This window comes from Paeniglutamicibacter sp. GQ140 (assembly GCF_059759235.1).
Map to the genome: position 1 here is coordinate 307,576 of NZ_JCAXDW010000002.1, position 26,779 is coordinate 334,354.

22 protein-coding genes and 1 pseudogene are annotated in these 26,779 nt (G+C 68.8%); 5 read left to right on the forward strand and 18 right to left on the reverse strand.

The window, feature by feature from the left end; translation table 11 throughout:
• Nucleotides 1-33 precede the first annotated feature (33 nt).
• The 8 genes from AC6CHY_RS04125 to AC6CHY_RS04160 form a co-directional block, all read right to left on the reverse strand.
• On the reverse strand, nt 34-1,731 hold the full coding sequence (locus AC6CHY_RS04125; RefSeq protein WP_498225606.1) for an HNH endonuclease signature motif containing protein: 1,698 nt from the start codon (nt 1,729-1,731) through the stop codon (nt 34-36).
• A gap of 238 nt (nt 1,732-1,969) precedes the next feature.
• The gene (locus AC6CHY_RS04130) at nt 1,970-2,434 is read right to left on the reverse strand and encodes a DUF3817 domain-containing protein (protein WP_217389020.1); all 465 of its coding nucleotides are present in this window, start codon (nt 2,432-2,434) and stop codon (nt 1,970-1,972) included.
• Nucleotides 2,431-3,297 carry an SURF1 family protein gene (locus tag AC6CHY_RS04135; protein ID WP_498225607.1) on the reverse strand — a complete coding sequence of 289 codons (867 nt, stop codon included), beginning with the start codon at nt 3,295-3,297 and terminating at the stop codon, nt 2,431-2,433. The genes AC6CHY_RS04130 and AC6CHY_RS04135 overlap by 4 nt, the downstream gene beginning before the upstream one ends.
• A 238-nt stretch (nt 3,298-3,535) precedes the next feature.
• Nucleotides 3,536-4,036 (reverse strand): PTS sugar transporter subunit IIA, encoded by a 501-nt coding sequence (locus AC6CHY_RS04140; RefSeq protein WP_498225608.1) that lies wholly within the window; start codon nt 4,034-4,036, stop codon nt 3,536-3,538.
• Nucleotides 4,037-4,222: 186 nt separating this feature from the next.
• The gene (locus AC6CHY_RS04145) at nt 4,223-5,368 is read right to left on the reverse strand and encodes a GuaB3 family IMP dehydrogenase-related protein (RefSeq protein ID WP_498225610.1); all 1,146 of its coding nucleotides are present in this window, start codon (nt 5,366-5,368) and stop codon (nt 4,223-4,225) included.
• Nucleotides 5,369-5,474: 106 nt separating this feature from the next.
• Nucleotides 5,475-6,719, reverse strand: coding sequence for a BtrH N-terminal domain-containing protein (locus AC6CHY_RS04150; RefSeq protein WP_498225612.1), 1,245 nt, complete (start codon nt 6,717-6,719; stop codon nt 5,475-5,477).
• A 154-nt stretch (nt 6,720-6,873) separates the two neighbouring features.
• Nucleotides 6,874-7,683: a class I SAM-dependent methyltransferase gene (locus AC6CHY_RS04155; RefSeq protein WP_498225614.1), complete on the reverse strand. Its 810-nt coding sequence runs from the start codon at nt 7,681-7,683 to the stop codon at nt 6,874-6,876.
• A 95-nt stretch (nt 7,684-7,778) separates the two neighbouring features.
• Nucleotides 7,779-9,323, reverse strand: coding sequence for a J domain-containing protein (locus tag AC6CHY_RS04160; protein ID WP_498225616.1), 1,545 nt, complete (start codon nt 9,321-9,323; stop codon nt 7,779-7,781).
• 232 nt (nt 9,324-9,555) lie between these two features.
• On the opposite strand from AC6CHY_RS04160, the gene AC6CHY_RS04165 reads away from it, so the two are divergent.
• The gene (locus tag AC6CHY_RS04165) at nt 9,556-10,356 is read left to right on the forward strand and encodes a DUF427 domain-containing protein (RefSeq protein ID WP_498225618.1); all 801 of its coding nucleotides are present in this window, start codon (nt 9,556-9,558) and stop codon (nt 10,354-10,356) included.
• A 114-nt stretch (nt 10,357-10,470) separates the two neighbouring features.
• On the opposite strand, the pseudogene AC6CHY_RS04170 reads toward AC6CHY_RS04165, so the two are convergent.
• Nucleotides 10,471-11,085 (reverse strand): annotated as a pseudogene (locus AC6CHY_RS04170) (GNAT family N-acetyltransferase); the annotation flags it as partial.
• Here AC6CHY_RS04170 and AC6CHY_RS04175 point away from each other — a divergent pair.
• Nucleotides 11,040-11,552 (forward strand): VanZ family protein, encoded by a 513-nt coding sequence (locus tag AC6CHY_RS04175; RefSeq protein WP_498225619.1) that lies wholly within the window; start codon nt 11,040-11,042, stop codon nt 11,550-11,552. The pseudogene AC6CHY_RS04170 and the gene AC6CHY_RS04175 overlap by 46 nt on opposite strands.
• 84 nt (nt 11,553-11,636) lie before the next feature.
• Here AC6CHY_RS04175 and AC6CHY_RS04180 read toward each other — a convergent pair whose 3' ends face one another.
• The 3 genes from AC6CHY_RS04180 to AC6CHY_RS04190 form a co-directional block, all read right to left on the reverse strand.
• Nucleotides 11,637-11,867, reverse strand: coding sequence for a hypothetical protein (locus AC6CHY_RS04180; RefSeq protein WP_498225621.1), 231 nt, complete (start codon nt 11,865-11,867; stop codon nt 11,637-11,639).
• On the reverse strand, nt 11,868-13,175 hold the full coding sequence (locus AC6CHY_RS04185) for a glycosyltransferase family 2 protein (RefSeq protein ID WP_498225623.1): 1,308 nt from the start codon (nt 13,173-13,175) through the stop codon (nt 11,868-11,870). It lies immediately after the preceding gene.
• Between the two features lie 504 nt (nt 13,176-13,679).
• Nucleotides 13,680-13,835 (reverse strand): hypothetical protein, encoded by a 156-nt coding sequence (locus AC6CHY_RS04190; protein ID WP_498225624.1) that lies wholly within the window; start codon nt 13,833-13,835, stop codon nt 13,680-13,682.
• A gap of 235 nt (nt 13,836-14,070) precedes the next feature.
• Here AC6CHY_RS04190 and AC6CHY_RS04195 point away from each other — a divergent pair, with 235 nt between their 5' ends.
• From AC6CHY_RS04195 to AC6CHY_RS04205, 3 genes are all read left to right on the forward strand, one after another.
• On the forward strand, nt 14,071-15,060 hold the full coding sequence (locus AC6CHY_RS04195; RefSeq protein WP_498225626.1) for a hypothetical protein: 990 nt from the start codon (nt 14,071-14,073) through the stop codon (nt 15,058-15,060).
• A 495-nt stretch (nt 15,061-15,555) separates the two neighbouring features.
• Entirely contained in the window at nt 15,556-15,981 is a 426-nt protein-coding gene (locus AC6CHY_RS04200; RefSeq protein ID WP_498225628.1) for a DUF7793 family protein, read from the forward strand.
• Nucleotides 15,978-17,522, forward strand: a complete 1,545-nt coding sequence (locus AC6CHY_RS04205) for a bifunctional diguanylate cyclase/phosphodiesterase (protein ID WP_498225630.1) — start codon at nt 15,978-15,980, stop codon at nt 17,520-17,522. Before AC6CHY_RS04200 ends, AC6CHY_RS04205 begins: the two co-directional genes overlap by 4 nt.
• A 536-nt stretch (nt 17,523-18,058) precedes the next feature.
• On the opposite strand, the gene guaB is transcribed toward AC6CHY_RS04205, so the two are convergent.
• The 6 genes from guaB to groL form a co-directional block, all read right to left on the reverse strand.
• On the reverse strand, nt 18,059-19,564 hold the full coding sequence (gene guaB, locus AC6CHY_RS04210) for an IMP dehydrogenase (RefSeq protein ID WP_498225632.1): 1,506 nt from the start codon (nt 19,562-19,564) through the stop codon (nt 18,059-18,061).
• A 124-nt stretch (nt 19,565-19,688) separates the two neighbouring features.
• Nucleotides 19,689-20,504 carry an HTTM domain-containing protein gene (locus AC6CHY_RS04215; RefSeq protein ID WP_498225634.1) on the reverse strand — a complete coding sequence of 272 codons (816 nt, stop codon included), beginning with the start codon at nt 20,502-20,504 and terminating at the stop codon, nt 19,689-19,691.
• Nucleotides 20,489-20,920 (reverse strand): hypothetical protein, encoded by a 432-nt coding sequence (locus AC6CHY_RS04220; RefSeq protein WP_498225636.1) that lies wholly within the window; start codon nt 20,918-20,920, stop codon nt 20,489-20,491. Before AC6CHY_RS04220 ends, AC6CHY_RS04215 begins: the two co-directional genes overlap by 16 nt.
• 32 nt (nt 20,921-20,952) lie before the next feature.
• On the reverse strand, nt 20,953-22,608 hold the full coding sequence (locus AC6CHY_RS04225; RefSeq protein WP_498225638.1) for a glycoside hydrolase family 10-like protein: 1,656 nt from the start codon (nt 22,606-22,608) through the stop codon (nt 20,953-20,955).
• Between the two features lie 185 nt (nt 22,609-22,793).
• Entirely contained in the window at nt 22,794-24,896 is a 2,103-nt protein-coding gene (locus AC6CHY_RS04230) for an acyltransferase family protein (protein ID WP_498225640.1), read from the reverse strand.
• Between the two features lie 210 nt (nt 24,897-25,106).
• Nucleotides 25,107-26,720 (reverse strand): chaperonin GroEL, encoded by a 1,614-nt coding sequence (gene groL, locus AC6CHY_RS04235; RefSeq protein WP_498225642.1) that lies wholly within the window; start codon nt 26,718-26,720, stop codon nt 25,107-25,109.
• Between the last annotated feature and the right edge of the window lie 59 nt (nt 26,721-26,779).

Here is a 26,779-nt window from a genome sequence, read left to right on the forward strand (position 1 = left end):
CGGTGGGTGGAACAGCAGTCGACCCCCGGCCGCTCAATCGGCGAAGAGCGGAGGGGCGTATCCGGCGGTGCGCAGCTCGGGGTGCCAATACAGGTTTCGTTCCGGGTCCCCGCGGGGCTGGCCGGCCCGGGCGATGACGTAGGGAATCCCGTTGATCATCTTCAGGGTGATCAGTCCGGCATGCACCATGAGGTGGTGGTGCTGGCAGAGGCAGGCGCCGTTGTCGACACTGGTCGGACCGCCCTCCGTCCATGGCTTCACATGGTGGGCCTCGGAGGTGGAAGCCGGACGGTGGCAGCCGGGGATGACGCAGCCGCGGTCGCGCAGGGCGATGGCCTTGCGCTGGGCGGGTGTGAAACTGCGCACCTCGCGTCCCAGGTCCAGGATCTCCCCCTCGGAGCCGAGCAGCGCGGGCAGAATGCCGCCGATGCAGGCCAGGCGGCGGATGTTCGCCGCGGAGATCGGGCGCCCATGGGCGGTGATCCCGGCGTCCTCGCACTGGCCCTGCAGGGCGCGGTAGCCGATCAGTACCCCGATCTTCACCGGCATCCCGCCGCTTTGCAGCGGCGAGGAGCCCGTCAGGGCCCCGGTGAGTGCGGCAAGGACGGCGTCGAGCAGCAGCTGCGGCGAGGTCCGCGGGTCCCGGTTCCGCAGCATGTCCCCCGGGGTGCCCGGAGCGCCGGGTGTACCGGCGGGGACGCCGCAGTCCAGTTCGCTGACGGGTGCCAGCGCCGGGTCGGCGCCCGGGTCCAGGGCCCAGTCCGGGGCGGGAACGCCCGTGGTCGCGGGGGCCGCGGGGGCCGCGGGGGCGGGGGACGTCGAGGAGGAGGCAGGCGGGAGCCTGTCGGAGCGCGGGTTGGTCCAGGCCTCGCCGAAGGCGAGGATCGTTTCGGAGTCGATCGGGTCGCAGCGCAGCAGGAACTCGTCGCATCCCTCGCGGAATCCGCGGTAGACCATGCCGCGCTTGGCGCGGATCTCCTCGTCGGTGATCGGAGCGCCGTTCTCGGTCAGGAAGGCGCCCCAGTCGGCCAGGGCCTTGTGGCTGTGCCGGGGTGCGGCGGTGCGGGCCTCATGGGCCAGGGATTCCTCAATGGCGAAGTTCAGCTTGGCGGCGTCGGGCCGGGCGGCAATGCGCGGCTGCATCGACTCCAGGCGACCGGCGAGCTGTGCCAGGGTTCCCACGTCCGCGCTGCCGTCGGCCGCGGCGCCGGCCAGCACCGGGAAACTGGGCGCCCGGGCCGCGGTGACCGGATCGGCGGCTTCGCCGGCGGGGTTCGGGGCCGGCGGGGCCGGGGCGATGAGCAGCCGGGCGCCGGTGAGCCGGCGGCGGGCCTCGGTCGCGGAGATGTGCAGGTGCGCCTGCAGGTACTCGGAGGTGTTGCGGTGCACGGCCATGCCGGGGACGAAACGCTCCGGCGGGACGGTGGCGCTGCACTCGGCCAGGGGCCGGGGATCCGCGGCGAGGGCGTCGATGGTGCTCGCGGTGTCCGGGTCAAGCCGGTGGATGTCGGCGGCGTCGGCCTGGAAGGTCGCCTGCAGCTGGGCGTAGCCGATGGTGCGCTGTCCGTGCTCGAGCAGGCCCAGGACCAGGGCGCCGGAGGCGGCGTCGAGGTCGAGGCAGCCGGCCCTGCGTGCGGCGGCGCGCAGCCCCAGCACCGCGGCGGCCAGGTCGCTGACCGCGGTGTTGGTGATCTCCTGCCCCCTCGGGGTGCCGGCTGCCGGTGTGCTCATGCCATCGAGTCTGCGCCACCCGGTCCCCTGCGGCGAGCCGGGGCCCGGGCATCTGGGGACGGCCCCGCATCGGGATAGGCACGGTGCGGGGAAGTGCGGATGGGCGGGGACCGGAGCCAGCGGCGGGGCCAAAAGCCAGGGGGCAACGGCGGAGCCAAAACCGGGACCAAATGCGAAGGGGCGGCCCGGAGGCGCGCCGTGGCACGTCCCGGGCCGCCCCCTGGCGGCGTACTGGGTCTCAGTACCGCTTGGCTGCCTGCGGGTGGGAGGCAAGCTCGGCGTCGACCTCGCCGTGGACCTTCTTCTCCATGAAGAAGGAGAGCAGCGGCACGACGCCGCCCAGGGCGATGGTGATGAAGCGGCTGAAGGGCCAGCGCATCAGCGACCACAGGCGGAAGTCCGCCAGCAGGTAGACGACGTACATCCAGCCGTGGATGATCAGGATGGCCAGCGATACGTTGACGCCGCCGGCGATGTCGGCGCGGTTGACCAGGCCCACGGCGTTGGAGCCGCCGTCAAGCAGGGTGCCGCCGATGAACAGCTCCAGGTGCCAGAAGTACTTCACGATCATTTCGGCGCAGAGCAGCAGCAGCATCACGCCGGTGGCGTAGGCAAGCACCTTGTAGAAGGTGGAGGCGCTGCGGATCTGGGCGGGGGTGCCGGCAAAGCGGCGCACCTTGGGGGCGGGGTTGACGTCTGTCACGGCTGGTCCTTGGGTCGGGATGCGGGGTTCGGGGTCTCGGTGCTCGGGTTCTCGTGGTGCAGCTGGCGCCGGTAGACGTCCACCGGGTCCAGGCCCGCGGCCAGCGCGGCGGCATCGGCGATGTCCTCCTGCTTGCGGCGGAAGTCGTCCGCCACCAGCCGATACCAGAGGAAGACCGCGAAGCCGGCGAAGACCACCCACTCGATGCCGTAGAAGATGTTCAGCCAGTTGAGCTGGCGTTCCTGGGGCTGCGGGCCGACGTGGACCGGGACGAGCCCGGTGGCGGCGGCCGAGCGGTCGGCGCCGTCTGCGCCGGTCACCGCGGTGGCGGCGATGAAGCCGCTGTAGGAGGGCACGTCCCACACGTTGATCAGCTCGGCCACCGAGAGGGAGTCGTAGGCCACCTGGCCGGCGTCGCGGGAGATGGGGGCCTCGGTGGGCAGCAGGCGGCCGGTGATTTCCAGGGCGCCGTCCGGGGCGGGGGCCGGGGCCGCGTCCTCGGCCTGCCAGCCGCGCACCACCGGGATGGTGTTTCCGGCCGGGGCGCCGTCGACCTTGAAGGCGGCGACGACCCAGTAGCCCTTCTTGCCGTCCTGCAGGCGGTTGCCCACCAGGACCTGCTTGCCGGGCAGGAAGCTGCCGGCGGCCGAGACCATCTGGTCGGCGTCGCGGGCCATCAGGTCGGTGGCGGGCTTCAGGTGGCCGGTGAGCGGCACGACGCGCTCGGTGGTGGTGACCGGGGGCGGCGCCTCGGTCTGCGAGCGGTTGAACTGCCATTGGCTCAGCAGGACGAAGCCGGTGGCAACAACGAGGGCGCCAACCAAGGCCAGGATCCAACGGGGTTTGAGGGCAGTTTTCAGCACACTACAACCGTACTTCGATTCGACATGGAAGAGCCAATGGAACCAAACCGGGCCGCCGGCCGTTCGCGCCGGCGCCCGCCGCCGTGGGCGGCTAGCCCGGCGGCGCTTTTCCGGCCCGGCCCGGGGGTGCGGGCACTCCGGACGGAGGCCCGACCGGGGGCCGGCACAGGACACCGACATGTCGGGGATCACACCCGCGGCGGGCGGCGGGGCGGCGGGGCGCCGGGGCGCCGGCGGGTCAGACGGTGGAGAAGTCGACGGTGGAGTTGATCAGCTCGGCGATGACCCCGGCGTCGTTGGCGCGGCGCAGGGACTCGCGGAAGGACTGCTTGGCCAGCGAGCGGGCCAGCGCGGCGAGCATCATCAGGTGCCCGGAGTAGCTCGTTGCGGGAGTGGCGAGCAACAGCACCACGTGCGCGGGGCCGTCCTTGGCGCCGAAGTCCAGGCCCTGGCCGTAGGCCATCACGCCCACGGCGATGCTGGGAGCCTGGACAAACGAGCTGCGGGCATGGGCCAGGCCGATGCCGCCGGGAAGGCCGGTGGCCAGCTGGTGTTCGTGGCGGTGGACCTCGGAGAGGAATCCGGGCACCTCGGCGATCCTGCCGGCGGCCAGCAGCCGCTCGGCCAGGGCGGCAACCGCCTCCTCGCGGGTGGGTGCCCCGAGCTCAAGGAGCACCATGGCCGGGGTGGTCAGCTCCGGCGTGGAATCGCCGGCGGGCATCGGCTGGGTGGAAGTCATGGCATCGATTCGCGGTGGGGGGGGAACTGTCGGGAAGGGCGGCGCGGGGGCCGCTGCCTTGTAGCGTACACGGGGCCGGCCGGCCCGGGCGCCTGGGCGGGGATGCACAACGGCCGGGCGCGTTCCGCCGCTTCCGGGGAAGCGGGGCGGATCGTTCCCGGCCGTCGTCGTGGCGGAACTTCGGTGCTAGTCGGCCTCGTAGGGGGAAACCACGACGTCGACGCGCTGGAATTCCTTCAGGTCCGAATACCCGGTGGTGGCCATCGAGCGGCGCAGCGCGCCGACGATGTTGGAGGTGCCGTTGGTGTGGTGCGAGGGGCCGAAGAGCAGCTGCTCGAGCGGCGCGACGGTGCCGACCCTGACCCGGTCCCCGCGCGGGTTGTTCTCGTGCGTGGCCTCCATGCCCCAGTGCCAGCCGGCTCCCGGGGCCTCCTCGGCGCGGGCCAGGGCGGTGCCGAGCATCACGGCGTCGGCGCCCATGGCGATGGCCTTGACGATGTCGCCGCTGGTGCCCAGGCCGCCGTCGGCAATCACGTGCACGTAGCGTCCGCCGGACTCGTCCAGGTAGTCGCGGCGGGCCGCGGCGACGTTGGAGATGGCGGTGGCCATCGGCGCGTGGATGCCCAGTGCGCGGCGGGTGGTGCCCGAGGCGCCTCCCCCGAATCCGACCAGCACGCCGGCGGCGCCGGTGCGCATCAGGTGCAGCGCCGGGGTGTAGCCGGCGGCCCCGCCGACGATGACCGGGACGTCGAGTTCGTAGATGAACTGCTTGAGGTTCAGCGGCTCCTGGGTCTTGGAGACGTGCTCGGCCGAGACCGTGGTGCCGCGGATGACGAAGATGTCGACGCCGGCGGCAACGACGGTCTTGTAGTGTTCCTGGGTGCGCTGCGGGGTCAGCGAGCCGGCAACGGTGACGCCGGCGTCGCGGATCTCGGCCAGCCGCTTGGTGATCAGCTCGGGCTGGATCGGCGCGGCGTAGAGCTCCTGCAGGCGCGCGGTGATGGCCGGGTCGAAGTGCCCGCCGTTGGCCGACTGAAGGGCGGCGATCTCCTCGAGCACCTTGGCCGGGTCCTCGTAGCGGGTCCACAGCCCCTCGAGGTTCAGCACGCCCAGGCCGCCGAGCTTGCCCAGCGCGATGGCAGTGGCCGGGCTCATCACCGAGTCCATGGGTGCGCCCAGGATCGGGGTCTCGAATTTGTAGGCGTCGATCTGCCAGGCCACCGAGACGTCCTGCGGATCGCGGGTGCGCCGGTTGGGGACAACCGCCACGTCGTCGAGGGAGTACGCCTGGGCTGCGCGCTTGGAGCGCCCGATTTCAATCTCGTAAGTCACCGCACCACCCTATCAGCCCGGTGACGGGGGCGGGTTCCCGGAAGAACCCGTCCCCCTCCTGCGTGACGTGCCGCGTTGGCGCGCGCGGCCCCGGCGGGGCGGGACTTCAGTCCCCGAGGGTGCCCAGCGTGGCGGCCAGGGCGGTGGCCGCGCGTTCCTCGGCCGCGGCAATGACCTCGAGCTGGTCGGCCAGCTCGGCGAAGTGCGCGGAGCGCGCCGCCGGATCGATGGCCGGGTCGACCAGGTCGGTGAACACGATCCAGTCCTGGGCCAGGTGCGCGTAGTCCCCCGCGTGGGCGGCCAGCGGCGCGAGCCCGGGCAGCGTGGCGGCCTCGGTGAGGAAATCGGCGTACTGCCCGCGCAGCGCACCCAGCCCGCCGAAGCGGGTGTCGGTGAGGAAGCCGAGGACCTGGCCCAGGCCCGACTCCAGGCGGGCCGGATCCTCGAAGATCCGCGTCCAGCCCTTGGCCGTGGTGGTGTCGCGCAGCTTCTCGGCCCAGTTGTTCATGCCGGCCACGCCGAAGTTCTTGGCGAAGTGCGCCGGGATGCCCTCCAGCTCGCTGGTGCCCAGCAGGCGCCCGGTCGTCTGGGCGACGGCGGCGCGCACATTGGCCGCGAGCGTGGCGGCGTCGGGGCCGGTGCGCTCGGGGACCCAGGCCTGCCAGTGCTTGTCCTTCTTGCGCCGGGAGCGGGCGAAGGCCAGGTCCTCGGGCGAAATCGGGGTCAGCGAGCCGGAGCCGTCGTCGATCAGCAGGTCATCGCCGTGTTCGCCGACGACCACCAGGTCGATGGAGTCCGAGTCCTCCACCGCGTCGGCGTCGATCCAGGGCAGGGCGGCAACGGAGGCGCGCACCACCACGGCGCGCCCGGCATCCAGCCCGGCATCCAGGTACTCGGCGGCCAGGCGCGCGCTGCCGGTGGTGCGCTCGCTGAGCGTGGCCCCGCAGCGGGCCAAAAGGTTCGCGGTGTACGGCTCCGGGTGCGCCCGGGTGACCACGGTGGCGGTGGTGACTTCCTCGTAGACGAAGGTGAAGGCCATGAAGCCGATGCCGCCCGCAAGCCCGGCCAGCAGCGTCTCGCTCATCGGCTTGCCGCTCAGCGGGTGGGTCACCCCGGCCTGGGTGAGCACGCGGTGCCAGAGCCCGGCGTCGTACTGCAGGACGTTCTCCGGGGCCGGGTACTCGGGCAGTTCCGCCTCCTCGGCTGCCGCGGCCGCAGCGGCGGCGTCCTCCGCGCTGGCCGGGCGGTGGGGCTTCGCCGAGAGGATTGCCTTGCGGGCGGTGGTGTAGCTTTCCCCGGTGCGATCCATGCGGGTGCGGACGAGCTTCTTCAGGTTCTTCGGTTGGGCCACGGTGTGCTCCTTATGTGTTGCGTGTGCGCGCAGGCGCGGGTTTTTCCCGCACGCCGGGGAGGCAGCGCCAGTGACACATTCTACGTGGGGACGGCGCACCTGCCGACACCGCGCCCGCGCGTGCGCATCGGCGCCCCGCAAAGGGGAACCGGGGCTAGACCGGTCGCACCGCGATGAGCAGCCGGGGCGCCAGCACGCCGGATTTCACCGCCGCCACCGCGTGCCCCATCCGGTCCCGGGCGTCCTTCCCGAGCAGGACCGCGGTGGCCAGCGGCCCCGCGGACGCGAGTTGGGCGGCAGCCGCCGCCTCGAGCACCGCGGCGCTGCGGTCGGTGTTCTGGGTGACGATGAACCCCGCGGCGCGCAGGTGGTTGGCGTAGGCCTCGTCCGGCTCCACATAGGATGCCGCGGCCGCATCGGCCCACGGCACCGGGTATTGCAGCTCGTTGGTGCCCATCAGGTCATAGACCCCGAACACTCCCCCGGGGCGCAGCAGCCGGTGCACCTCGGCGAACACCGCCTGCTTGTCGGCCAGGTTCATGCCCACATGCAGCATGGTTGCCGCGTCGAAGGAGCCGGTCGGCAGCGCGGTGTCCTGCGCCGGGGCCAGCACCATGGTGATCGACCCGGCCATGGCGCAGGCGAGGTTCAGCTCCCGGGCCAGGTCAACGAATTCCTGCGTCACGTCCACCCCGGTGACCACCGCGCCCAGCTGCGCGAAGTACCGGGCCGGGCCGCCGATGCCGCTGCCCACGTCCAGCACCCGGGTTCCCAGCCCGATGCCCACCGCCCGCGCCACCTCCCGGGTGGCAGCCCTGCCGCCGGTGTGGAACTGGTCGGCCTCCTCCAGGTCCCCGGGCCGGAGCACCTCGGGCTCAAGCCCCGCGTCCCGCAACGCCGCATGCAGCCGCCCGCGCAGGTCCCCGGTGGTGTACCGGCTGATGGATTGGTCGATGTCGCTCATCACGGTCTCCTCGCGGCGGCTGGGCGCACCCTCCGCTTCCCGCGGCGTCGCGCATCCATGGCTTGTCCCCATGATAGGCCCGGGACCACCCGGAGTCACCGGTGCCCGGCACACCGTTCCGCCCGCCCCGCACCGGGGCCGAGCACCAGGGCCGAGAGCGCGGCCTGGTCAACCACGTGCGGTTCCCCGGCGGCCAGCCAGTCCCCCACCTCGCGCAGGGCCATCTGCCCGGTGGCCAGCCGCGGCTGCCCCGGCGCGCCCCGGGTGCCGGCCGGGATGTCGGCCCCGTCGCCGGGGTGCAGCACCGTCCAGCCGCGCACCTGGAGCCCGGGGAACCGGCGGCGGTACTCGGCCACGGCCCATGCCAGGCGCTCCGGGGCCCGCTCCGGGACGCGGCCGGAAGCCGTCCCTGGCGGAATGTCCTCGGGCCGGGAACCCCGGCGGGCGGGGCCGCGGACGGATTCGAGCAGGGCCAGGCGGTCGCCGCACAGCACCGCGTGCCCCACCCGCGGGAGGCCGTCGCGGGAGGAGCCCGCCGGGTGGATCGTGCGGCTGCCGGGCAGGTGGTCAAGTCGCGCCAGCAGCTGCCCGGTCAGCGCTTCGGCGATCCACCGGCCGCCGTCGTTGTCCCCGGCTTCGGGCACCGGACGCGCCGCAGGTCCCGGGCCCGGTTCCCAGAGCGTGCGCTCCCGGATCTCCCGCGGGTCAAGCAGGGCCCGGGCGGCCGGGCGGCGGCCCCGGCGCGCGGTCGCCCGGAAGGTCTCGATCACCAGCAGGTAGCCGCCCAGCCACGCCAGCGGGACGGGGTTCGCCGCGGGCCCGCCGGCGAGCGCCGGGACCAGCAGGCCGCCGGCATAGGAGAGGAACAGGACCAGGGGAAGTGCCGGCCAGGTGCCCGGTGCGCCGCGGGCCCGTGCCCAGCCGCCGAAAAGCGCCGGCAGGGGAACCAGGAACAGCAGCAACAGCGCGGTTGCCACCGGTGCCCGTCCGCCCCTCGCGGCAAGGACGGCCGGCACGCAGGCCAGCGCGGCCAGCAGACCCAGCGCCAGCCAGGCGAATATCCGGGGTGCCGGTCCGCGGCGGGGCGGGGCCGGGCGCAGGCGCAACGGCGGGTATTCGCGCTGGTGCCAGCGCATGGACGATACGTCGATGTCGCTGCGGGCAAAGACGTCGAGGCCGGCCGGGCGCGCGGGCTCCCGCCGGGCGGACCACCTGGCGCTGGCCCGGGCGGCGGCTTCCCGGCGCGCCTTGGCAGCGTCGCGTTCGCGCTCCCGGGCGATCGCCTCGGATGCAGCGGCACGTTCACGGTCCCGCACCCGGGCCGACCGCTCCCGGACTTCGGCCTCGGCCGACGAGGCGCCCCGGGTACCGTCCGCGGCGGCGGCGCTCGCTCGGGCGGGCTCGGCGTGGTTCCCCGGCGCCGCGGCGATCCCCAGGCCGAGGCTCGCGTCGTAGGCTGCGCGCAGCTTCCCGTCCTGCAGGACCCGCAGCGCCTCGTTCAGGGCTTGGGCCATCGCCTCGCTGCCGGTGGGCGCATCGGGATGGTGTTCGCGCATTTGGGCGCGGTGGGCGGCCTTGATCACCGACAGCGGGGCCGTGACAGCGACCCCGAGCACCGCGTAGTGGTTGGTCCCGTTCATGGTCCGGCTCCGCCCGTCCCAACGCGTCCACCGTGGACCATGACGTCCCCATTCCCCCGTGCGCGGTCCCCAAGACCGATGCGCTGCATCCGTGATGTTCACCCGAACATACCAACATGCGGCCCGTTTGGGCAGGGTTCGGGCACACCGGCAACCGACCGGCCCCGCCGGGACGGGGAACGGCGCCGGCACCGGCGTTGACCCGGGGCCCGGCGGGGCGCATACTGGCGCCGTGGCCACCCGAATCTCACACCTGTTGAACCAGTCATTGTCCGCCCTGAGGTACGAGCCGACCGGCAAACGGGTCCGCGCGGGCCTCGGCGGACAACCGGTCCTGGACACCACGCACGCGCTGCTGCTCTGGGAGCCGAGGCGCATCGTGCCGATCTACGCCGTTCCGGAAAACGACGTGCTGGCGGAGCTCACCGCGTCCCGGGCGGAGGTGTCCAGGGTTCCGGACGCGGCCGGGGTGCTGACACCCGACGACGCCTTTGCCCTGCACACCGCCGAGGGAACCGCCCTGGACGTCCAGGTCCCCGGGCATGCGGCGCAGGCCGCGGCCTTCCGCCTGGCGGATCCGGACCTGGGTGGTGCCGTGCTCTTTGATTTTTGGGCCTTTGACTGGATGGAGGAAGAGCAGCCCATCCATGCGCACCCGCGCGACCCGTTCAGCCGGGTCGACATCATCCCCTCGGGCAGGCACGTCCGGGTGGAGCTTGAGGGCATGGTGCTGGCGGATTCCCGGCACCCGCTCATGCTCTTTGAGACGCGTATTCCGCCGCGCTACTATCTTCCGCCGGCGGATGTGAGGTGGGATGCGCTGGTGGCCACGGAAACCAGCAGCATGTGCCCCTACAAGGGCACCGCCAACTACTGGGCGCCCGCCAGCGGGGGCAGGAACGTGGCCTGGAGCTATGCCCGGCCGCTGCCGGAGTCCGCGGCCCTGGCCGGGCTGGTCGCCTTCTACAACGAGCGCACCGATTTTCTCATCGACGGGCAGCGCCAGTCCCGCCCGCACACACCTGTTGGCTAGCTGCCGACGGCCACGGGGCGCCTGGGCGAGGTCGATGGCGTAGCGGTCTTCGAGCGGCGGCGGGGTGAAGCATGCATCCTCCTTGGTGTCCCCGGTGTCGAACCAGCCATGTCGGAGGTAGAGGTCGATGGCCTGCCGGTTCCCGTGGGCCACCCAGAGATAGGCCTGGGTGTAGCCCTGTCCGGCCAACGCCGCCGTGGCCTCGCGCAGCAACAGGCCTCCCAGGCCGCGGCCCCAGCAGGCGGGCAGCAGGTTCAGTGCATAGAGTTCCCCGCTTCCGGCGTCGGCCGCATCGCCCAGGACGCCGAAGTGGCAGAAGCCCACCACCTCCCCGCCGGCCGTTGCCACGAGGGGCCGCGCCGCGGTTTTCCCGGCAAGGGTCAGCGCCCAACGCCCGGCGATGGGCCCGGCGTCCATCGCCTCCAGGAATCGGGCGTCGATGATGCCGACGTAGGCGGCGCGCCACGCCTCCACCAGGGCCCGGGCGATGGCCGCGGCGTCATCCACCGCGGCTTCCCGCACACTGCCGTTGCGCGGGAGCGGGCGGGGTTCGGGCAGCATGGGCCCCATCCTAGCCCGGACCCCGGGTCTTGGAAGCCCGAGTATCCGACGTAGGCTGGATGCGGCGGTGCGGACCCGGCGTTCCCCGCCGCACCCGCACCTTCGAACCCGACCGGGGACCCGTGAACATACCGCACCTCCGCTTCGCCGCAGTCCTGGCCGCGGCATATCTGGTGGCACTCGCGGTGATTGCCTTCTGGCCCACCCCCGTGGACCGGTCGATCGCCCCCGGGCTCGCCGGCGCCCTAAGGTGGCTCCACGCCCACGGCCTGCCGGCGTCCGTGGGCTACAACCAGGTCGAGTTCGGCGCGAACATCGCGCTGTTCTTCCCGTTGGGCTACATTTCCGGGGCGCTCGCGCGCAGGGCGTGGTGGCATCCCCTGGTGGCAGGTTTCGCCGCATCATGCCTGATCGAGGTGGGCCAGGGGCTGCTGCTTCCCGACAGGTTCCCCTCGCTGCAGGACATCGTCGCCAACACGCTGGGCACGGGGTTCGGGGCCGCGGTCTTTGCACTGCTGCACACCTTGCACCTTCGCCGGGAATGCCGCATGGACGCGGCGGCCGGCAACCCTGCCCCCGCGGAGCCGCTGCAGGTCCGGGGAGCCACAGCGTCGGGCGGCCGGGCCCAGTCCTGACAGGTCACCGCCGCCGTGCGTGGCCCACGCCGGCGAAAAGCCGGATGTGTCGCATCGACGAAATGTGCCATGAACCCTCCGCGGCTAAACGGACGCGTCCGGATTGATACTGCGTGTTTCGGATCTGCGGCCGCGGCGCCGCATCCAGTCGGAGAGATAGACCTTGGGGAAGATCTTGGCCACGGCTAGGCAGACGTAGATCAACGTGTTGATGGCAACGAACATCATCAGGATGGCAAACAAGTCAGTCTGCATCACCGATTCGGGCAGCAGGATCCCGGTGGGCGGGCGAAGCCCCGTCGCGATTGCGGACATTTAGGACACCATCAATTCTTCGCGGGTTCGGTTGTGGTCCAGGTGTTTCCAGTCCGCCTGGCGTCCCCGGGCAATGTCCACGACTCCCTTGACGTAGACCAGGTTGAGGTAGGAGTCGAAGAGCAATTCGGGAAACAGGGTCATGGCCAACAGCCGCGCGCGCCAGCCACCCTTCCAGACCGTCACGACTCGTTCAATGGTGAAGATCAGTCCCAGGCCCAGCCAGAACGGGAACCAGATCCAGTTGTCCATGGAGAGCAGCGTGATCGCGATCAGCACCAGATAGGCGCCCAGGGCGATCACTCCGTAGCCGATGCCCAGTTGCTGGATCCAGTAGCGCGCCGTCTGCGGGGTCACCCCGTAGGCACCGATGTTTTCCAGGGCGCCGCGCTGCCAGCGCAGCCGCTGCGCCCACAGCGTCCCCCAGGTGGGCATCAATTCGGTCACGACGGTGCATTCAGCCGGGGAGATCATCAGGCCACCCAGCGATTTCAGGGCGATGGTGAGTTCGTTGTCCTCGGTGAGCGCCGCGGTGTCATAGACATCGCCCCGGGTCCCGGGCAAGACCTTGCCGCGGCTTGCCGCCACGGTGCGCAGGGCGCGGGGCCGGAAGATCGAAGCCGTTCCGGTCAGGACGAAGACGCGCCCCCGCCGTCGCCGCATCTCGCGTGCATAGCGGATGTATTCGTTTCGCTGGAACTGGCCAAGCAACCCGTGGCCCTCTTCACCGTAGAAGAGGCCACCAATGGCCATCAGCGCCCTGTCGTCCTCTAAACGCCGGCGGGCGGTTTCCAGGAACTTGTTGTCCAGGATGGTGTCGGCGTCCATGACCATGACGACATCGTTGTCGCCAAGATCCGGAAGCAGCACCTTGAGCACCTGGTTGAGGGCCCCGGCCTTCTTCTGGGTGTTGTCCACGGATTCGAAAACCTCGACACCCGCGTGCCGGGCCACCTCGATGGTGGAGTCGGTGCAATTGTCGGCCACCACGAGAACCCGCTCGGGCGGATGGGACTGGGCCATCAGCGACCGGAGCGTCGCCGGAAGCGACACTTCCTCGTTGTGCGCGGGTATCAGGACCGTGACGGTGAGCGGCCCCGCGTACACGCCGCGGGTCTCGGCCATCACGATTTTCGGTGCCAACGGTGCACGCAACTCATTCGAGGAGCGACGCGCCCTGGTGGCAATGCGCCAGTCCGCGAGGCCGATGCCTACCAGCATCAGCGTCGCCAGGGCGATGCTCCCCACGAGCAAGGCCAGACCAGGCGCCTCGCCGTTGTAAAAGATACTCCAAATGCCTACGGTCATGCGGTGGATGGGGTTTGGGTGTCCGGACGGCACGGCCCCGGCCCCTATGGCCCAAACGATTGCCGCGGCCCCCAGAACGCAGGCGGCAATAACGAGACCGACAGAGCGTCGGAGCTTTCCTGAATGCATGAACATGGAGCCTACCATTCACCTTACGGTTTTCGACGGCTCATGATTCGTGCCGTCATCGTCGGCAAACCTGGTCGGGATACTAGGACGCGACAACGCCAGACCGCAGACCCACGGCGGAATCCAGTGTTGGACTGACTCCGTGGACCTGCGGCCCGGATCGGGGCGTGGGGAGCCGGGCGTTCGGAGATTTCCCGGCGGCGGTGTTGACCCGGATTCTCCGGGAGTACGCGCGCGGGTAGTCCGGCTCGGATGAACCGTCGGGCCCGGCCGGGGCCGCGGAATCATCCGATTGCCTGACGGGGGCCGCCAATCCCCTGGGGCGAGCCGCTCAACTCCGATGCAGCACAGTCACCCCGACCACTGCTGCTGGTCTTAGAGCGGCCAGTTGTTGTTGCCCGAGGTCTTGCTGATGCCAAAGCTCTGGGCAGCATCATCGGTGTGGCTCGGCTGGGCATCCGAAGCCGCTCCGGCGAACAGGGCTCCGGCCAGGAACATGCCCGCGAGCAGCGATCCGACTATTTTCTTCATGGTGACTCCGTCTCGATTGTTTTGGTTTCCGTCGATTGGGCGGCGTCGAGCCCATGCTTGCCTACGGTCAACATTGGACCGGGCACCCCCCAAGGACTGATTGTAGCCCTCACCACCAACGATCGGGCCCCGTGATCAGATGATCTTTTGCGGTCCCCGGGCCGCGCGCTAGATCTTCCTGCGGCCGAGGGGAAAATTCGGTGGAGATCGAGTCCGCATGGCCCATAATTGAGGAATGCCCCTGCCCTCCCCCGAATCTGAAGCCGCCCGCGTGGAGGCACTGTACCGCGAGGCCAAGAGCTCGGGTGACCAGCAGCAGTTGACTCAGGCAGCCGAGGAATGTGCCCGCGCGTACGGCGCCTTGGGCGAGGCCGCGAAAGAACGCGAATACTTGCACCTCCTCGGCAAGCACCAGATCCTCGCCGGCAGCTATAGTGCCTGCCTGCAGACCGTGGAGCGAATGTTCAATTCCCCCGGCATTCATGGTGAACCCGCGGCCCAGGCCAGGGCCTTGATCTTGCGAGCCGCCGCGCTGCGCAACCAGGACCATCACGCTCCGGCCATCGAGAACGCCCGGTTGGCACTGACGACTCTTCAGGGCATCGGCGGAAGCCATCGCATCCGGGCAGAGGCCTGCCAGGCGCTGATTGCCAGCCTGGTTGAGGCTGGATCGATCGACGAGGCCTGGGACCTGCGAAACCAGCTGTCCGATTCCCTGGCGGAAATTACAGACAGCCGCTTGTCGGGGCAGGGCTATTGGACGCTGGGAAACCTCGCCTTCGCCCATGGGCAACTGGACGAGGGCTCGAATTACCACGCCAAGGCCGCCGGATTCCTGCGGCACTCAACCGACGTTCGGATTTGGGCCCGATTCAACAAGGCCAGTGCGGACGTGCGATTGCAGGCCGGCGTGGCAGATGAGCAGACCCGAGAATGCATCGCGCGAGCCAAGCTGGCCTACGAAATCATCGGCGGATCACCAGCCGAACTCACCGATCTCGCGGTGACCCGGGCCAAGTGGAACCTTTCCACGGGCAAACTGGTGGAGGCATCGGCCATCATGGGGACTGCGCTTGGAGTCACAGGAACATCCTCGACCCTCGAAAGCGCAGCGGCTCATATGCTGTGGGCAGAGATCCTGGACGACCTCGGCAGCCCCGGTGAAGCAGAGGACCAACGTCGCAGGGCGAAGACCATCCGGGACAACGTGGACGACATCGGGTAACCCCACGAGCGATCGCTCCCGGTCCCCCTTAGGTATGGCACTCCCAAGGGGCCCCACCGTGGTGCGTTCCGAAGCCCGCGCGGTGCGCAGTCACGAGCGGCCCGTCCTGCAGCGGCGGTTCCGGCATCAGAGCACACGTAACGTCTGACGGACCGAACTGGATGCGGGCGGCACGGAACATTTCGTCGTTGGATCCCGCCGGATCAGACCATGACTACGCGGCGAATCGTCGAAAATCCGCCTACCGTCCAGCCGTGGTGGAATGCGCCCCGGGGACGACCCGTCGCAGGTGAACAATAGGCTATGCTCTAGGAAACATGCGGTACGGCCATCCGTTCGACCACCACCGACACTAATTTTGCTTGGGGGCAAATAGTTTTGACGACGCTAGGTATATCTTCTTCCCACCCACGTGCCTTTCCCGCTGGGGCGTTCGGAAGCGCTCGCCACCGTGATGACCGGGTGAACTAGGCGATGGATGTACTGACAGGCTCCGTGGACGATCTGGAGCCGTCGACGCACCCGAAAGAAGAGCTCCACGGGACAGGGAAGTTATTGTGGACCAGTGCGTTGCCGAATGTCCACCTAAGCTATTTCGACAACGGTCTGCTGGAAATGGGCTTCCCGCCCGACACGGTCCTGACGTCGAGCATGGTCCAAGACATTCTGGCGTTGTTGTCGTCCCGGTTGGAATCCGATCCCCGTCACATGTTGGCCAACATCTCCGGACTGAACAACGTGGATGGCGATGCGACCCGTGTCTTTAGCAAGGTGTCGACCATGATGCGCATTGCGCTGCTCGGTACGGGGCCGGCGGACCGCGTTCTGGCCCGGTTCTTCATGCGCGGGCTGCCGGAGGACCTGACATGCCATTACACGCAGGATCGGGCCGAGGCCATGTCGTTCCTTTTTACCACATGACCGAAACGTGGCAGACGCCCGACGGCGAACCGCGAATCACCGACATCGTCGATGCCATCCTCAGGATTGCGGACATGGATTTCGACACCATGCTCCAACCGAGCCATGCGCGCGACGAGATCGACGCCATTATCGTGGGCATCAATGCCATGGCCACCGAATTACAGAGTACCTACGCGACGCTCGACCGGAGGGTATCCGAGCGAACCCAAATGCTCGAAATCGCCCACGACCAAATGGCAATGCTTGCCTATACCGACCCCCTGACGCGGGTGTCGAACCGCGCCGCACTGATCCGGGAACTCGAAGCGGCAATCGACAATGCGGAAGCCGTCGGACCGGTACCGATTCTCATGCTGTTGGACCTCGATGCATTCAAGAGCGTCAATGACACCCATGGCCACGACACGGGAGACAAGATGCTGCGCATGATCGCAGAACGTCTCACCGAATCGGTCAGGTCCCTCGATGTGGTGGCCCGGTTGGGCGGGGACGAATTCGCCGTCTTGATTACCGTTCCCGGTCAATCAGCGCTGGACGTGGGACGGCGGATCGTTGCGGCAATGAATGACACCATGGTGATCAACGGGGTGGAGCTCTCGCCCCGCGCAAGCCTGGGACTGGCCCTCGTCACGTCCGGCGGCGACGCCACCCAACTGCTGCTCGAAGCCGACACCGCCATGTACGTGGCCAAGCGCTCGGGCACGGAAAAGGTCGTCGCGTTCGAACCATATATGCTCCATGAGCGCCGGCAGCGCGCCGAGATGATCACCGACCTCCAATCGGCGCTGGGCAATGACGAATTCATCCCGGTGTACCAGGGACTGATTGCACTCGACGACGAATCGATCGTTGGCGCCGAAGCCCTGGTGCGGTGGCAGCGCAAAGGGCATGGGCTGCTGAGCCCGGGTGACTTCCTGCAGGTGGCCGAGGAGTCGGGCATGGTCGGAAAGCTGACGGAGTACCTGCTTCACCGCGTCCTCGAGGACTTGGCCGGCTGGCGCGCCGAGGGCCTGGTCTCAGAGGAATTCCAGGTCCACCTCAATGTCACCTCACGCGAGTTGCACCACCTCGGGTTCCCCGACCTAGTGCGTTCTGCCCTGCGAAGACACGATCTCCCGCCAACTGTCCTGGCGCTCGAAATCACCGAAGATCGGTTGATGACTGGTGACAGCCTTCATCAGTACACGCTTTTGGCGCTGCGCGGCATGGGCGTGGAAGTGTTCATTGACGACTTCGGCACCGGCTATTCGTCCATCAGCTACCTCAGGCAGCTCCCCGTGGCGGGTGCGAAGATCGACAGGTCCCTGGTGCAGGACATCGAACAAGACGTTCGGCAACAACGTTTCCTGAGGGCGATTTTCGACTTGATCAACGCCTGCGATCTCCAGTGCGTTGTCGAGGGCGTCGAAACCGCGGGACAGTCAAACCAGCTCAAGGCCATGGGTTTTGCCACCGTCCAGGGCTTCCTCTACGGTCGCCCCGTGGAGGCCAGGGACTTCGCGGCCACTCTGCTCTCGGGCCACCGGGCACCGGCCTGACACGGGGACATCCGAAAGCTCCGACATGTCGCCTCCCGGCGCCGCAACGTCGGCAAGGACACGCGGTCGGCGATCATCACGCGATCCGCTCATCGTCCCGGTGCAGGAAGAACCATGCTTCGCCCCGCGAGGTTCCATGGAACATTGCCGTGGACCAGTCGCCGGAGTCTGCGGCGACATGAAGCTGAAAAGGGAACGGGCAGGATTTGGTGGCTTGCCGACCAAATCCTGCCCGGAGAGCACGCAGCTTGGGGTCTGCGGCATATCTCCATTGGAAGAAACTGGTACTTGGGGGTTGCCAGGTTCCTCCGAACTTGGTTCCGCGCTGGGGGATGGCAGAACCAAGAAAATAATTCTAACCTACCAAACGTCAACTTGAGCAAAGTCTCAGGTCACTCGCGGAATCCAGGGCCGCTTGCCGCCAGGGCGGCATCGAGTGGCCGTAAGGGACGCCATCCGGGCCCGCATGGCAAAGGCCCCCGCGGTTTCCGCACCGTCAAGGTGGGAACCGCGGGGGCCTTCGAACAGACGGCGTCCTAGCGCGAACGGTAGTTCGGGGCCTCGACGGTCATCATGATGTCGTGCGGGTGCGATTCCTTCAGCCCGGCCGCGGTGATGCGGACGAACTTGCCGCGGTTCTTCAGCTCGGGGATGGTGCGTCCGCCGACGTAGAACATGGTCTGGCGCAGGCCGCCGACCAGCTGGTGTGCCACGGCCGAGAGCGGGCCGCGGTACGGGACCTGGCCCTCGATGCCCTCGGGGATCAGCTTCTCGTTGGAGGGCACGTCCGACTGGAAGTAGCGGTCCTTGGAGTAGGAGGTGTTCTTGCCGCGGGTTTCCATGGCGCCGATCGAGCCCATGCCGCGGTAGGCCTTGAACTGCTTGCCGTTCATGAAGACCAGGTCGCCCGGGGACTCGGCGGTGCCGGCCAGCAGGGAGCCGAGCATGACCGAGTCGGCGCCGGCAACCAGGGCCTTGCCGATGTCGCCGGAGTGCTGCAGGCCGCCGTCGGCGATGACCGGCACGCCGGCCGGGATGGCAGCCTTGGCTGCCTCGTAGATGGCGGTGACCTGCGGGACGCCGACGCCGGCGACGATGCGGGTGGTGCAGATGGAGCCCGGGCCCACGCCGACCTTGATGGCGTCGGCGCCTGCGTCGATCAGTGCCTGGGCGCCCTCGCGGGTCGCGGCCTGGCCGCCGATGACGTCCACGTGCGCGGCCGCCGGGTCCTTCTTCAGGCGGGCGATCATGTCCAGCACGCCCTGGGAGTGGCCGTTGGCGGTGTCGACGACCAACACGTCGACGCCGGCCTCGATCAGCTTCATGGCGCGGTCATAGCCCTCGCCGAAGAAGCCCACGGCCGCGCCGACGCGCAGGCGTCCCTCGTCGTCCTTGGTGGCCAGCGGGTACTGCTCTGCCTTGTCGAAGTCCTTGACGGTGATCAAGCCCTGCAGCAGGCCGTCGTTGTCGACCAGCGGCAGCTTCTCGATGCGGTGCTTGCCCAGCAGGTTGATGACCTCTTCGCGGGACACCCCGACCTTGGCGGTGATCAGCGGCATGGCCGTCATGGCCTCGTAGACCTTGGTGGTCATGTAGTTTTCGCGCGGCACGAAGCGGGTGTCGCGGTTGGTGATGATGCCCAGCAGCTTGCGGTTCTCGTCCACGACCGGCAGGCCCGAGACGCGGTAGTGCGCGCACAGGTCGTCCCACTCGGCCAGCGTGGCCCCCGGGTTGACCGTCACCGGGTTGGTGATCATGCCCGACTCGCTGCGCTTGACCTGGTCCACCTGGTTGGACTGGTCCTCGATCGACAGGTTGCGGTGGATGATGCCGATGCCGCCCTGGCGGGCCAGGGCGATGGCCATCGGGGCCTCGGTGACGGTGTCCATGGCAGCGGACAACAGCGGGATGTTGATGCTGATCCGCTTGGTCAGGCGCGTGGTCGTGTCGGCTTCCGAGGGGATCACATCCGTCGGGCCGGGAAGCAGCAAAACGTCATCGTAGGTGAGGCCTTCAAAGGCAAATGGATTGAACTCAGTCACGGGGGACCTTTCACGCCGGTGCGGGGATTGATTACATCCTAGAACGCTTCACCGCCAAGGGACATTCCCGCATGGTTGGTGTGGCGAACGCAACGTCGCAAAGCGGGCCCCCGCGGGCTTGCGGCTACCCGGCGAGCGCCCGGCGGCGGGCCCCGGTCCCCTGTCTGGGACGGTGTCCTTGCAGGGCGTCGTGGGCGAACAGCACGTACCCGGCGAGCATGATCAGCGCGAAGGCGATCAGCGGCATCGCGGTGTTCAGCATCACCACGATGCCCAGGTGCAGTCCGGCACCGACCAGGAATGCGAACGGCCGCAGCGCGGGGATCCACAGGGCCACCGAGAGGAACAGTTCCGCCGCCACGCTGCCGGCCGCCAGGAGGGGAAGCAGCTGCTGCGAGACCGGGACCCAGTCGCGCAGGTGGTGACCGATGACCTCCCCCGAGAGGTACTGCTCGTTGACCTTCGAGATGGCAGTCCAGGCATAGACGGTGGTGATCTGGAGCTTCACCAGGAACGCCGGCCAGTACGGCACCTGCACTTTTCGGTTCCACGCCCCGGGCTTCAGGGTCAGGCCCGCCCCGCTGCAGGAGAGGTAGAGCGCGAGCAGGGCCAGCAGCACCAGGTGGTTGCTGAACGCCTGCTCGTCCGCGGCAAGTGCCGCCACCGAGGTGGCGCAGACCAGGATCATCGGCAGCCGACCGGCAATGCCCAGGAGCGCCCCGAGGCCTGCCACCATGGCCACGGCGAACATCCCCAGCACCGCCGAGGGGCCGAGGTCCGGCAGCGCGTCGAAGTAGGGCAGTTGCAATCGGGTGCCGGTGGAAACCCGGCCGAGCGTCTCGAACCATTCGGTGGCCACGATCAGCGAGGCGAGGCCCAGCAGGATCCTGCCGGCGGCCAGGGGCCGGGCGTCGATGGTGCGACTCAGAAGCCGGAGCATGCGAAGACCTCCTCGCGCGCCGGGGTTTCGTTCCACACGCGCACGCTCAGGACGTCCTCACGGGTGCGGCAGAGAAATTCGGCCGAAGGGGCGAAATAGTCGATCTCGATCCGCAGCCCGGAAACCAGATCCCGCAGGGAAACCTGTTCCTTCTCCCCGTCGACGGTGGTCACCTCGGCCTCGGGCAGGGACACATACCGGGCGTACATGTTCCAGCCAAAGCGCTGCGGCCCCTCGCCGCCGGCGGCCAGCAGCGGTCCGAGCAGCATCGCCCCCGCGGCGAGCGACACGGCGATCCCGCGCAGCGCCAGCCGCGATCGCGTGGGCGGCGAGGCGCCCGTGCCGGCCATGTCAGTGCCGGCGGCAACGCTCGCCGCAGTGACCCGTGCAAATTCCCCAACATCCCCCAATGCCATGATCGGATTCTAGACCCCGGAGGTGGTGTTCGTCACGCCCTGATGTAGATCGCGGTGGCACGCGAGGAGTCCACCCCGGTCTGGCTGATCGACTGGATCATGTACCAGTAGGAGTGCCCGAGCACCACGCCGGTGTCCAGCCAGGACTGGGCCGAGGTGGTGCGCCGGCGCACGGCGCGCAGGTAGGTGGCGGTCGACTGGATGTACGGGACGACCGAGCCGGTGGATTCCCAGCGCCAGATCGCGATGAGCTTGATCGGCTCGCCGCTGGAGCTGGAGGTCCAGCTCAGCCGCACCCCGGTGCCCTCGCGCACGGCCCGGGTGATGGTCGGGGTGTAGGGACGCGTGGCGAAAAGCTCCGGGTAGGGCACCGGGAGGCCCGGCCGCGCGTAGTGGCGGGCCTTGAGGATCCCGATGGCGTTGAGCTTGTTCGCCCGGAAGGCGGTGGTGTTGTAGTACGCCTGGCCGCGCACCGCGGGCACCGAACGGCACTTGGTCACGTGGTCGCGCAGCTCGTTGGGATCCTGCCAGGCGGCGGTGTTCGGGTCCCCCACCTTGTAGGCGGCCTCCCCGGTGTACAGCTTCACGCCGGTCCCGGCGACCTGCTTGGCCCACCAGTCGACCAGCACGTTGTAGTTGGCCACGGAGTACCCCTGGTACCAGTAGAGCTGCGGGGCGATGTAGTCGACCCAGCCGTCCTTGACCCAGCGCCGGGTGTCGGCGTAGAGGGCATAGAAGCTTTCCAGCCCGCTGGTGGCCGAGCCCAGGGTGCTCGAGGTCCTGTTGGCCCAGATGCCGAAGGGGCTGATGCCGAACACGACCCGCGGCTTGGCCGCCCGGATGGCGTTGTGGGTGTCGCGGACGAACACGTTGATGTTGTTGCGCCGCCAGGAAGAGATCGAGGTGAAGGAGCCCTTGTAGGTGTTGTAGGTCGAGGAGTCCGGAATCGACTGGCCGGACACCGGGTAGGGGTAGAAGTAGTCGTCGAAGTGGACCCCGTCCACGTCGTAGCGCTTGACCAGGTCGATGACCACGTTGCGGATGTAGGTGCGCACCGCCGGGATCCCCGGGTTGTAGTAGCGCCGTGGACCGTAGGCGAAGGACCAGGAAGGGTTCAGCCGCGCGGGATGGTTGGACACCAGCGAGGTGAGGGAGGTATCCATCGAGACGCGGAACGGGTTGATCCAGGCGTGCAGCGCGATGCCGCGCTTGTGCGCCTCGGAGATCGCGTAGGCCAGCGGGTCGTAGCCCGGGTCCCTGCCCTGGGTGCCGGTGAGGTACTTTGACCAGGGCTCCCCGAGGGTCGACTTCCACATGCGGTCAGCGGCCGGGCGCACCTGGAGGATCACCGCGTTCAGGTTCCGTGACACGGCCAGGTCCAGGATGGAGCGCAATTCCGCCTGCTGGGCGGCGATGGACAGCCCGGTTTTCGAGGGCCAGTCGATGTTCACCACGCTGGCTGTCCACAGCGCACGGAATTCGGTGCGCGGGTAGGTGGCGGACGTGAAGGTGTTTCGCGAGGAGACGGTGTAGACGTGGTTGCGGATGACGGCCGCGGCGGCCGGGGCCGCCATGAGCCCGGGACCCAGGGCTGCGCCGGCAAGTGTTGCCACCGCCGCCGAAAGCACCGCCCGCCGGCTCACGGGATTGGCAAGCGACGGGGACGATGAGGCCAATTCCGTTTTCATGGCGGTGACTCCGATGGTGCGCGAGTTGTCACGGCCGCGCTGGATCGTTCGGCCGCTCGGAGGCAACATTACGCCGCGCCGGCTGCCCCGGAAAGTACCGAAATATCACGCTTGCGCGGCACTTTGGTTACGCCAAGATCCACCGCCGGGGCGGGCCACCGGACCGCCACCCGGCAGGGGGGAAATCAGCGTGGACCGGCGAGGGCGGCGAGGAAGCGCTTCTCGAATTCCGCCGCAGTGGTCCGGGCGAAGGTGCTGGTCAAGTGCGACTCGTCGAGGTAAACCAACACGTTCCCGATGACCGGCCGGCAGATTCCGTCCGGGCAGAGCTGGTCGGTCATGTCCATGGTGGAGAACCCCTTGCCCAGCGTGCCGCCGGCCGCCAGTGCCTCCAGCGGCGAGGTTTCGGCCATGAGCTCGGACACCGGGGCGCTGCATTGCTCCGCCTCGGCGCCGAAGCGGTCCACGCACTCCGGGGCGGCGGTGGGGAAGCGCGGGGTGTCGCGCAGGGCCACCACGGGGATGTCCGCCTCCAGCAGCGGACGGATCCCGGCCTCGTAGTCGGGCACCACCCGCTCCTGCTCCCCCGCCGTGCGCCCGTGCCGGTCCGGCCCCAGCGCGGTGAAGCTCCCGAGGGTGATGACCGCGTCGGGGCCGTGCCCAAGCACATACTCGCCGGCGGCGGCGTTGAATGCCCCGCACTCCTGGCCGCGGGTATCGGAGGGCCCGCCGAAGCGGCACGACGGCTTGGTCAGCAGGATCCAGCGCCACCCGTGCTTTTGCGCCATGGCGTCAACCGCGCCGCTCCAGTGCTGGGCGTGGGAATCCCCCAGCAGCACGATGGTCTTCTCCGCCTGCGGGTTCCCGCCCTGCTGGCAGTACTCGATGGCCGGCGACTCCGGTGCCCACTGCCCGGTGCACTCGGCACCGAAGTTCGACCATTCCTCGTCGAGCTTCGTGGTCAGCGGGACCATCACGGCGGCGGAACTTGGTTCGTGCCCGAAACCGGGATCCAGGATCGCCGCGCCGGGGTTGTCGACCTGGGCCTGGGACGCCGCGCGCGTCTCCTCGGCGACGACCCGGTGCTCCCACCCTCCCAGCGGCACCAGCACCAGCGAGAGCAGCACCGCAATGCTCAGCCCCGCGCGCCGGCGCTTGGCCGAGAGCCAGTGCCAGGATCGCATGGGCGATTCGACGATGCGCGTCGTGGCCCAGGCCAGCAGCAACGACACCACCATGATGCCCAGCCCGGCGCCGAGGGAGATGCGCTCGCTTCCGGATTCGACGAGGAAGAAGACCATGACCGGCCAGTGCCAGAGGTACAGCGCGTAGGAGAGGTTCCCGAGCCAGCCGAGGGGCGGCACCGACAGGACCCGCTGCACGCCAAGCCGGTGGCTTGGTGCGATGATGACGAATGCCGCGGCGAGCGTGGGCCACAGCGCCAGGTAGCCGGGGAACTCGTGGTCAACCTGCAGCAGCACGCCGCAGGACAGGATCGCCCCCAGGCCAAGCCAACCCGCCGGCACGGTCAGTGCCGCGGGAAGCCTTTGCAGCAGCGGCAGGAAGATGGCGACGAGCGACCCCAGCGCAAATTCCCAGAGCCGGGCACCGGTGTCGAAGTAGGCCCACTCCTGTGCAGTGGCGGTGGCGTGGATCGAGTAGGCCAGGGAGAGCGCGAACACGACGCCGAAGAGCGCGCCCAGGGTCATCCGGTAGCTCAGCGCGGGGATCCTGGCGCCCAGCGCCCGCCACAGCAGCATGCCCGCTGCCAGCAAGAGCGGCCAGAGGATGAAGACCTGTCCCTGGATGGACAGCGACCAGAAATGCTGCAGCGGGCTGGCCGTGGCGTGCTCGGCCGCGTAGTAGTCGACCGATTCGCGGGCCAGCTGCCAGTTCTGCACATAGAAGAGGCTGGCGGTGATCTGCTCCATGATGGAGTTCCAGCGCGCCTTGGGCAGCAGCGCGACGCTCGCCGCAATGGTGGCCAGCAGCACCAGGACCGCCGCGGGCAACAGCCTGCGGAAGACGTTGAGCCAGTAGGTCAGCAGGCCCACCGGCCGCCCGCCCTCGACCTTGCGGATGAAGGCGCCGGTGAGGAAGAACGCGGAGAGCAGCAGGAACACGTCCACGCCGCCGGAGACCCGGCCAAGCCAGACGTGGTAGACCATGACCAACACGACGGCCAGGGCGCGCAGGCCCTGGAGTTCGGGCCTGAAAGTGGATGTGGGTTTCGGGTCGGCTACTGGACTCCGCCCTGCCGCGCCGGGCGCAGGAAAGGAAATCGACATCGGTACATCCTGAGGAATTGACAGCGTCCCACACCCGGAACGTTGGGCATGGGCATCCAACGTTACCAAAGGCCGTTACCTTTTCGTTACAGCGGGTTCCCAGCGTCGGCGGGTCAAACGCCAAGCGCCGCCGGCCTCCCGGCCTCGATCCCCTGGGGGCTGAAGCCTGGCTGCCGGCGGCGCTTGGTGCACTGCCACGGATGGTGCGTGTTAGTGCTTGTGTCCTGCGTGCGAATCCGGATCCTCGGCCGGCTTTTCGGCGACGAGGGTTTCGGTGGTCAGCACCAGGGCCGCGATCGAGGCAGCGTTGCGCAGCGCCGAGCGGGTGACCTTGACCGGGTCGATGACACCGGCGTCGATCAGGTTCTCGTAAACACCGGTCAGGGCGTTGAAGCCCTCGTTGGCCGGGGATTCGGTGACCTTGGCGGTGACGACGTAGCCGTCGAAGCCGGCGTTCTGCGCGATCCAGCGCAGCGGCTGGACCAGTGCGCGGCGGGCAATGCCCACGCCCGCAACGGCGTCGCCGGTCAGGGCGAGCACGTTCGGATCGGTGTCAAGCACGGCCAGGGCGTCAACCAAGGCGGTGCCGCCGCCTGCAACGATTCCCTCTTCGAGGGCCGCGCGGGTGGAGGAGACAGCATCTTCGATGCGTGCCTTGCGTTCCTTCAGCTCGACCTCGGTGGCTGCGCCGACCTTGATCACGCCGATGCCGCCCGAGAGCTTGGCGAGGCGCTCGTTGAGCTTCTCGCGGTCCCACTCGGAATCGGTGCGGGTCAGTTCGGCCTTCAGCTGCGAGACGCGGTCCGCAACGTCCTCGGCGGTGCCTGCACCGTCGACGATGGTGGTCGAATCCTTGGTGATGGTGATGCGGCGAGCCGTACCCAGCACCTCGAGGCCAACCTGGTCCAGCTGCAGCCCCAGGTCCGGGGAGACAACCTGGGCGCCGGTGAGGATCGCAATGTCCTGCAGCATCGCCTTGCGGCGGTCGCCGAAGCCCGGGGCCTTGACGGCCACGGCGTTCAGGGTGCCGCGGATCTTGTTCACCACGAGGGTGGAGAGGGCTTCGCCCTCGATGTCCTCGGCGATGATGAACAGCGGCTTGCCGGCGGCCAGCACCTTTTCCAGCAGCGGCAGGAACTCTGCAACGGTGGAGATCTTGCCGGAGTTGACCAGGATCAGCGCGTCCTCCAGGACGGCCTCCTGGCGCTCGGCGTCGGTGACGAACTGCGGGGACAGGTAGCCCTTGTCGAACTGCATGCCCTCGGTGACAACCAGCTCGGTGGCGGTCGTGGAGGATTCCTCGATGGTGATGACGCCGTCGGTGCCCACGGTTTCGAAGGCCTTGGCCAACAGCTCGCCGATTTCCTCGCTCTGTGCGGAGATGGCTGCCACGTTGGCGACCTGCTTGCCCTCGACCGGAACGGAGTTCTCGGCCAGGCGCGCTGCGACTGCCTCGACGGCAACTTCGATGCCGCGCTTGATCTCGCCCGGTGCGGCGCCCGCGGCAACGTTGCGCAGGCCCTCCTTGACGAATGCCTGTGCGAGCACGGTGGCGGTGGTGGTGCCGTCGCCGGCGACGTCGTTGGTCTTGGTGGCGACTTCCTTGGCCAGCTGCGCGCCAAGGTTCTCGTAGGCGTCTTCGAGCTCGATCTCGCGGGCGATGGTCACGCCATCGTTGGTGATCGTCGGTGCGCCCCAGGCCTTGGCCAGCACCACGTTGCGGCCGCGCGGGCCGAGGGTCACCTTGACGGTGTTTGCGAGCTTATCAATGCCCGCTTCGAGGGCGCGTCGCGCCTCTTCGTTAAAAGCTAGCTGCTTTGCCATGTCTTGCTCCTTATAAGCTACATAAAGCCCCGGCCAGTGGCCGGGGCTTTATGAGGAAA

Bases quoted from the DNA above. Each gene is read 5' to 3' on its own strand.
- AC6CHY_RS04125 (WP_498225606.1), bottom strand. From the start codon at position 1,731: ATGAGCACACCGGCAGCCGGCACCCCGAGGGGGCAGGAGATCACCAAC.
- AC6CHY_RS04140 (WP_498225608.1), bottom strand. From the start codon at position 4,036: ATGACTTCCACCCAGCCGATGCCCGCCGGCGATTCCACGCCGGAGCTG.
- AC6CHY_RS04155 (WP_498225614.1), bottom strand. From the start codon at position 7,683: ATGAGCGACATCGACCAATCCATCAGCCGGTACACCACCGGGGACCTG.
- AC6CHY_RS04160 (WP_498225616.1), bottom strand. From the start codon at position 9,323: ATGAACGGGACCAACCACTACGCGGTGCTCGGGGTCGCTGTCACGGCC.
- AC6CHY_RS04180 (WP_498225621.1), bottom strand. From the start codon at position 11,867: ATGTCCGCAATCGCGACGGGGCTTCGCCCGCCCACCGGGATCCTGCTG.
- AC6CHY_RS04185 (WP_498225623.1), bottom strand. From the start codon at position 13,175: ATGACCGTAGGCATTTGGAGTATCTTTTACAACGGCGAGGCGCCTGGT.
- AC6CHY_RS04190 (WP_498225624.1), bottom strand. From the start codon at position 13,835: ATGAAGAAAATAGTCGGATCGCTGCTCGCGGGCATGTTCCTGGCCGGA.
- AC6CHY_RS04195 (WP_498225626.1), top strand. From the start codon at position 14,071: ATGCCCCTGCCCTCCCCCGAATCTGAAGCCGCCCGCGTGGAGGCACTG.
- AC6CHY_RS04205 (WP_498225630.1), top strand. From the start codon at position 15,978: ATGACCGAAACGTGGCAGACGCCCGACGGCGAACCGCGAATCACCGAC.
- AC6CHY_RS04215 (WP_498225634.1), bottom strand. From the start codon at position 20,504: ATGCTCCGGCTTCTGAGTCGCACCATCGACGCCCGGCCCCTGGCCGCC.
- AC6CHY_RS04220 (WP_498225636.1), bottom strand. From the start codon at position 20,920: ATGGCATTGGGGGATGTTGGGGAATTTGCACGGGTCACTGCGGCGAGC.
- AC6CHY_RS04225 (WP_498225638.1), bottom strand. From the start codon at position 22,608: ATGAAAACGGAATTGGCCTCATCGTCCCCGTCGCTTGCCAATCCCGTG.
- AC6CHY_RS04230 (WP_498225640.1), bottom strand. From the start codon at position 24,896: ATGTCGATTTCCTTTCCTGCGCCCGGCGCGGCAGGGCGGAGTCCAGTA.
- groL (WP_498225642.1), bottom strand. From the start codon at position 26,720: ATGGCAAAGCAGCTAGCTTTTAACGAAGAGGCGCGACGCGCCCTCGAA.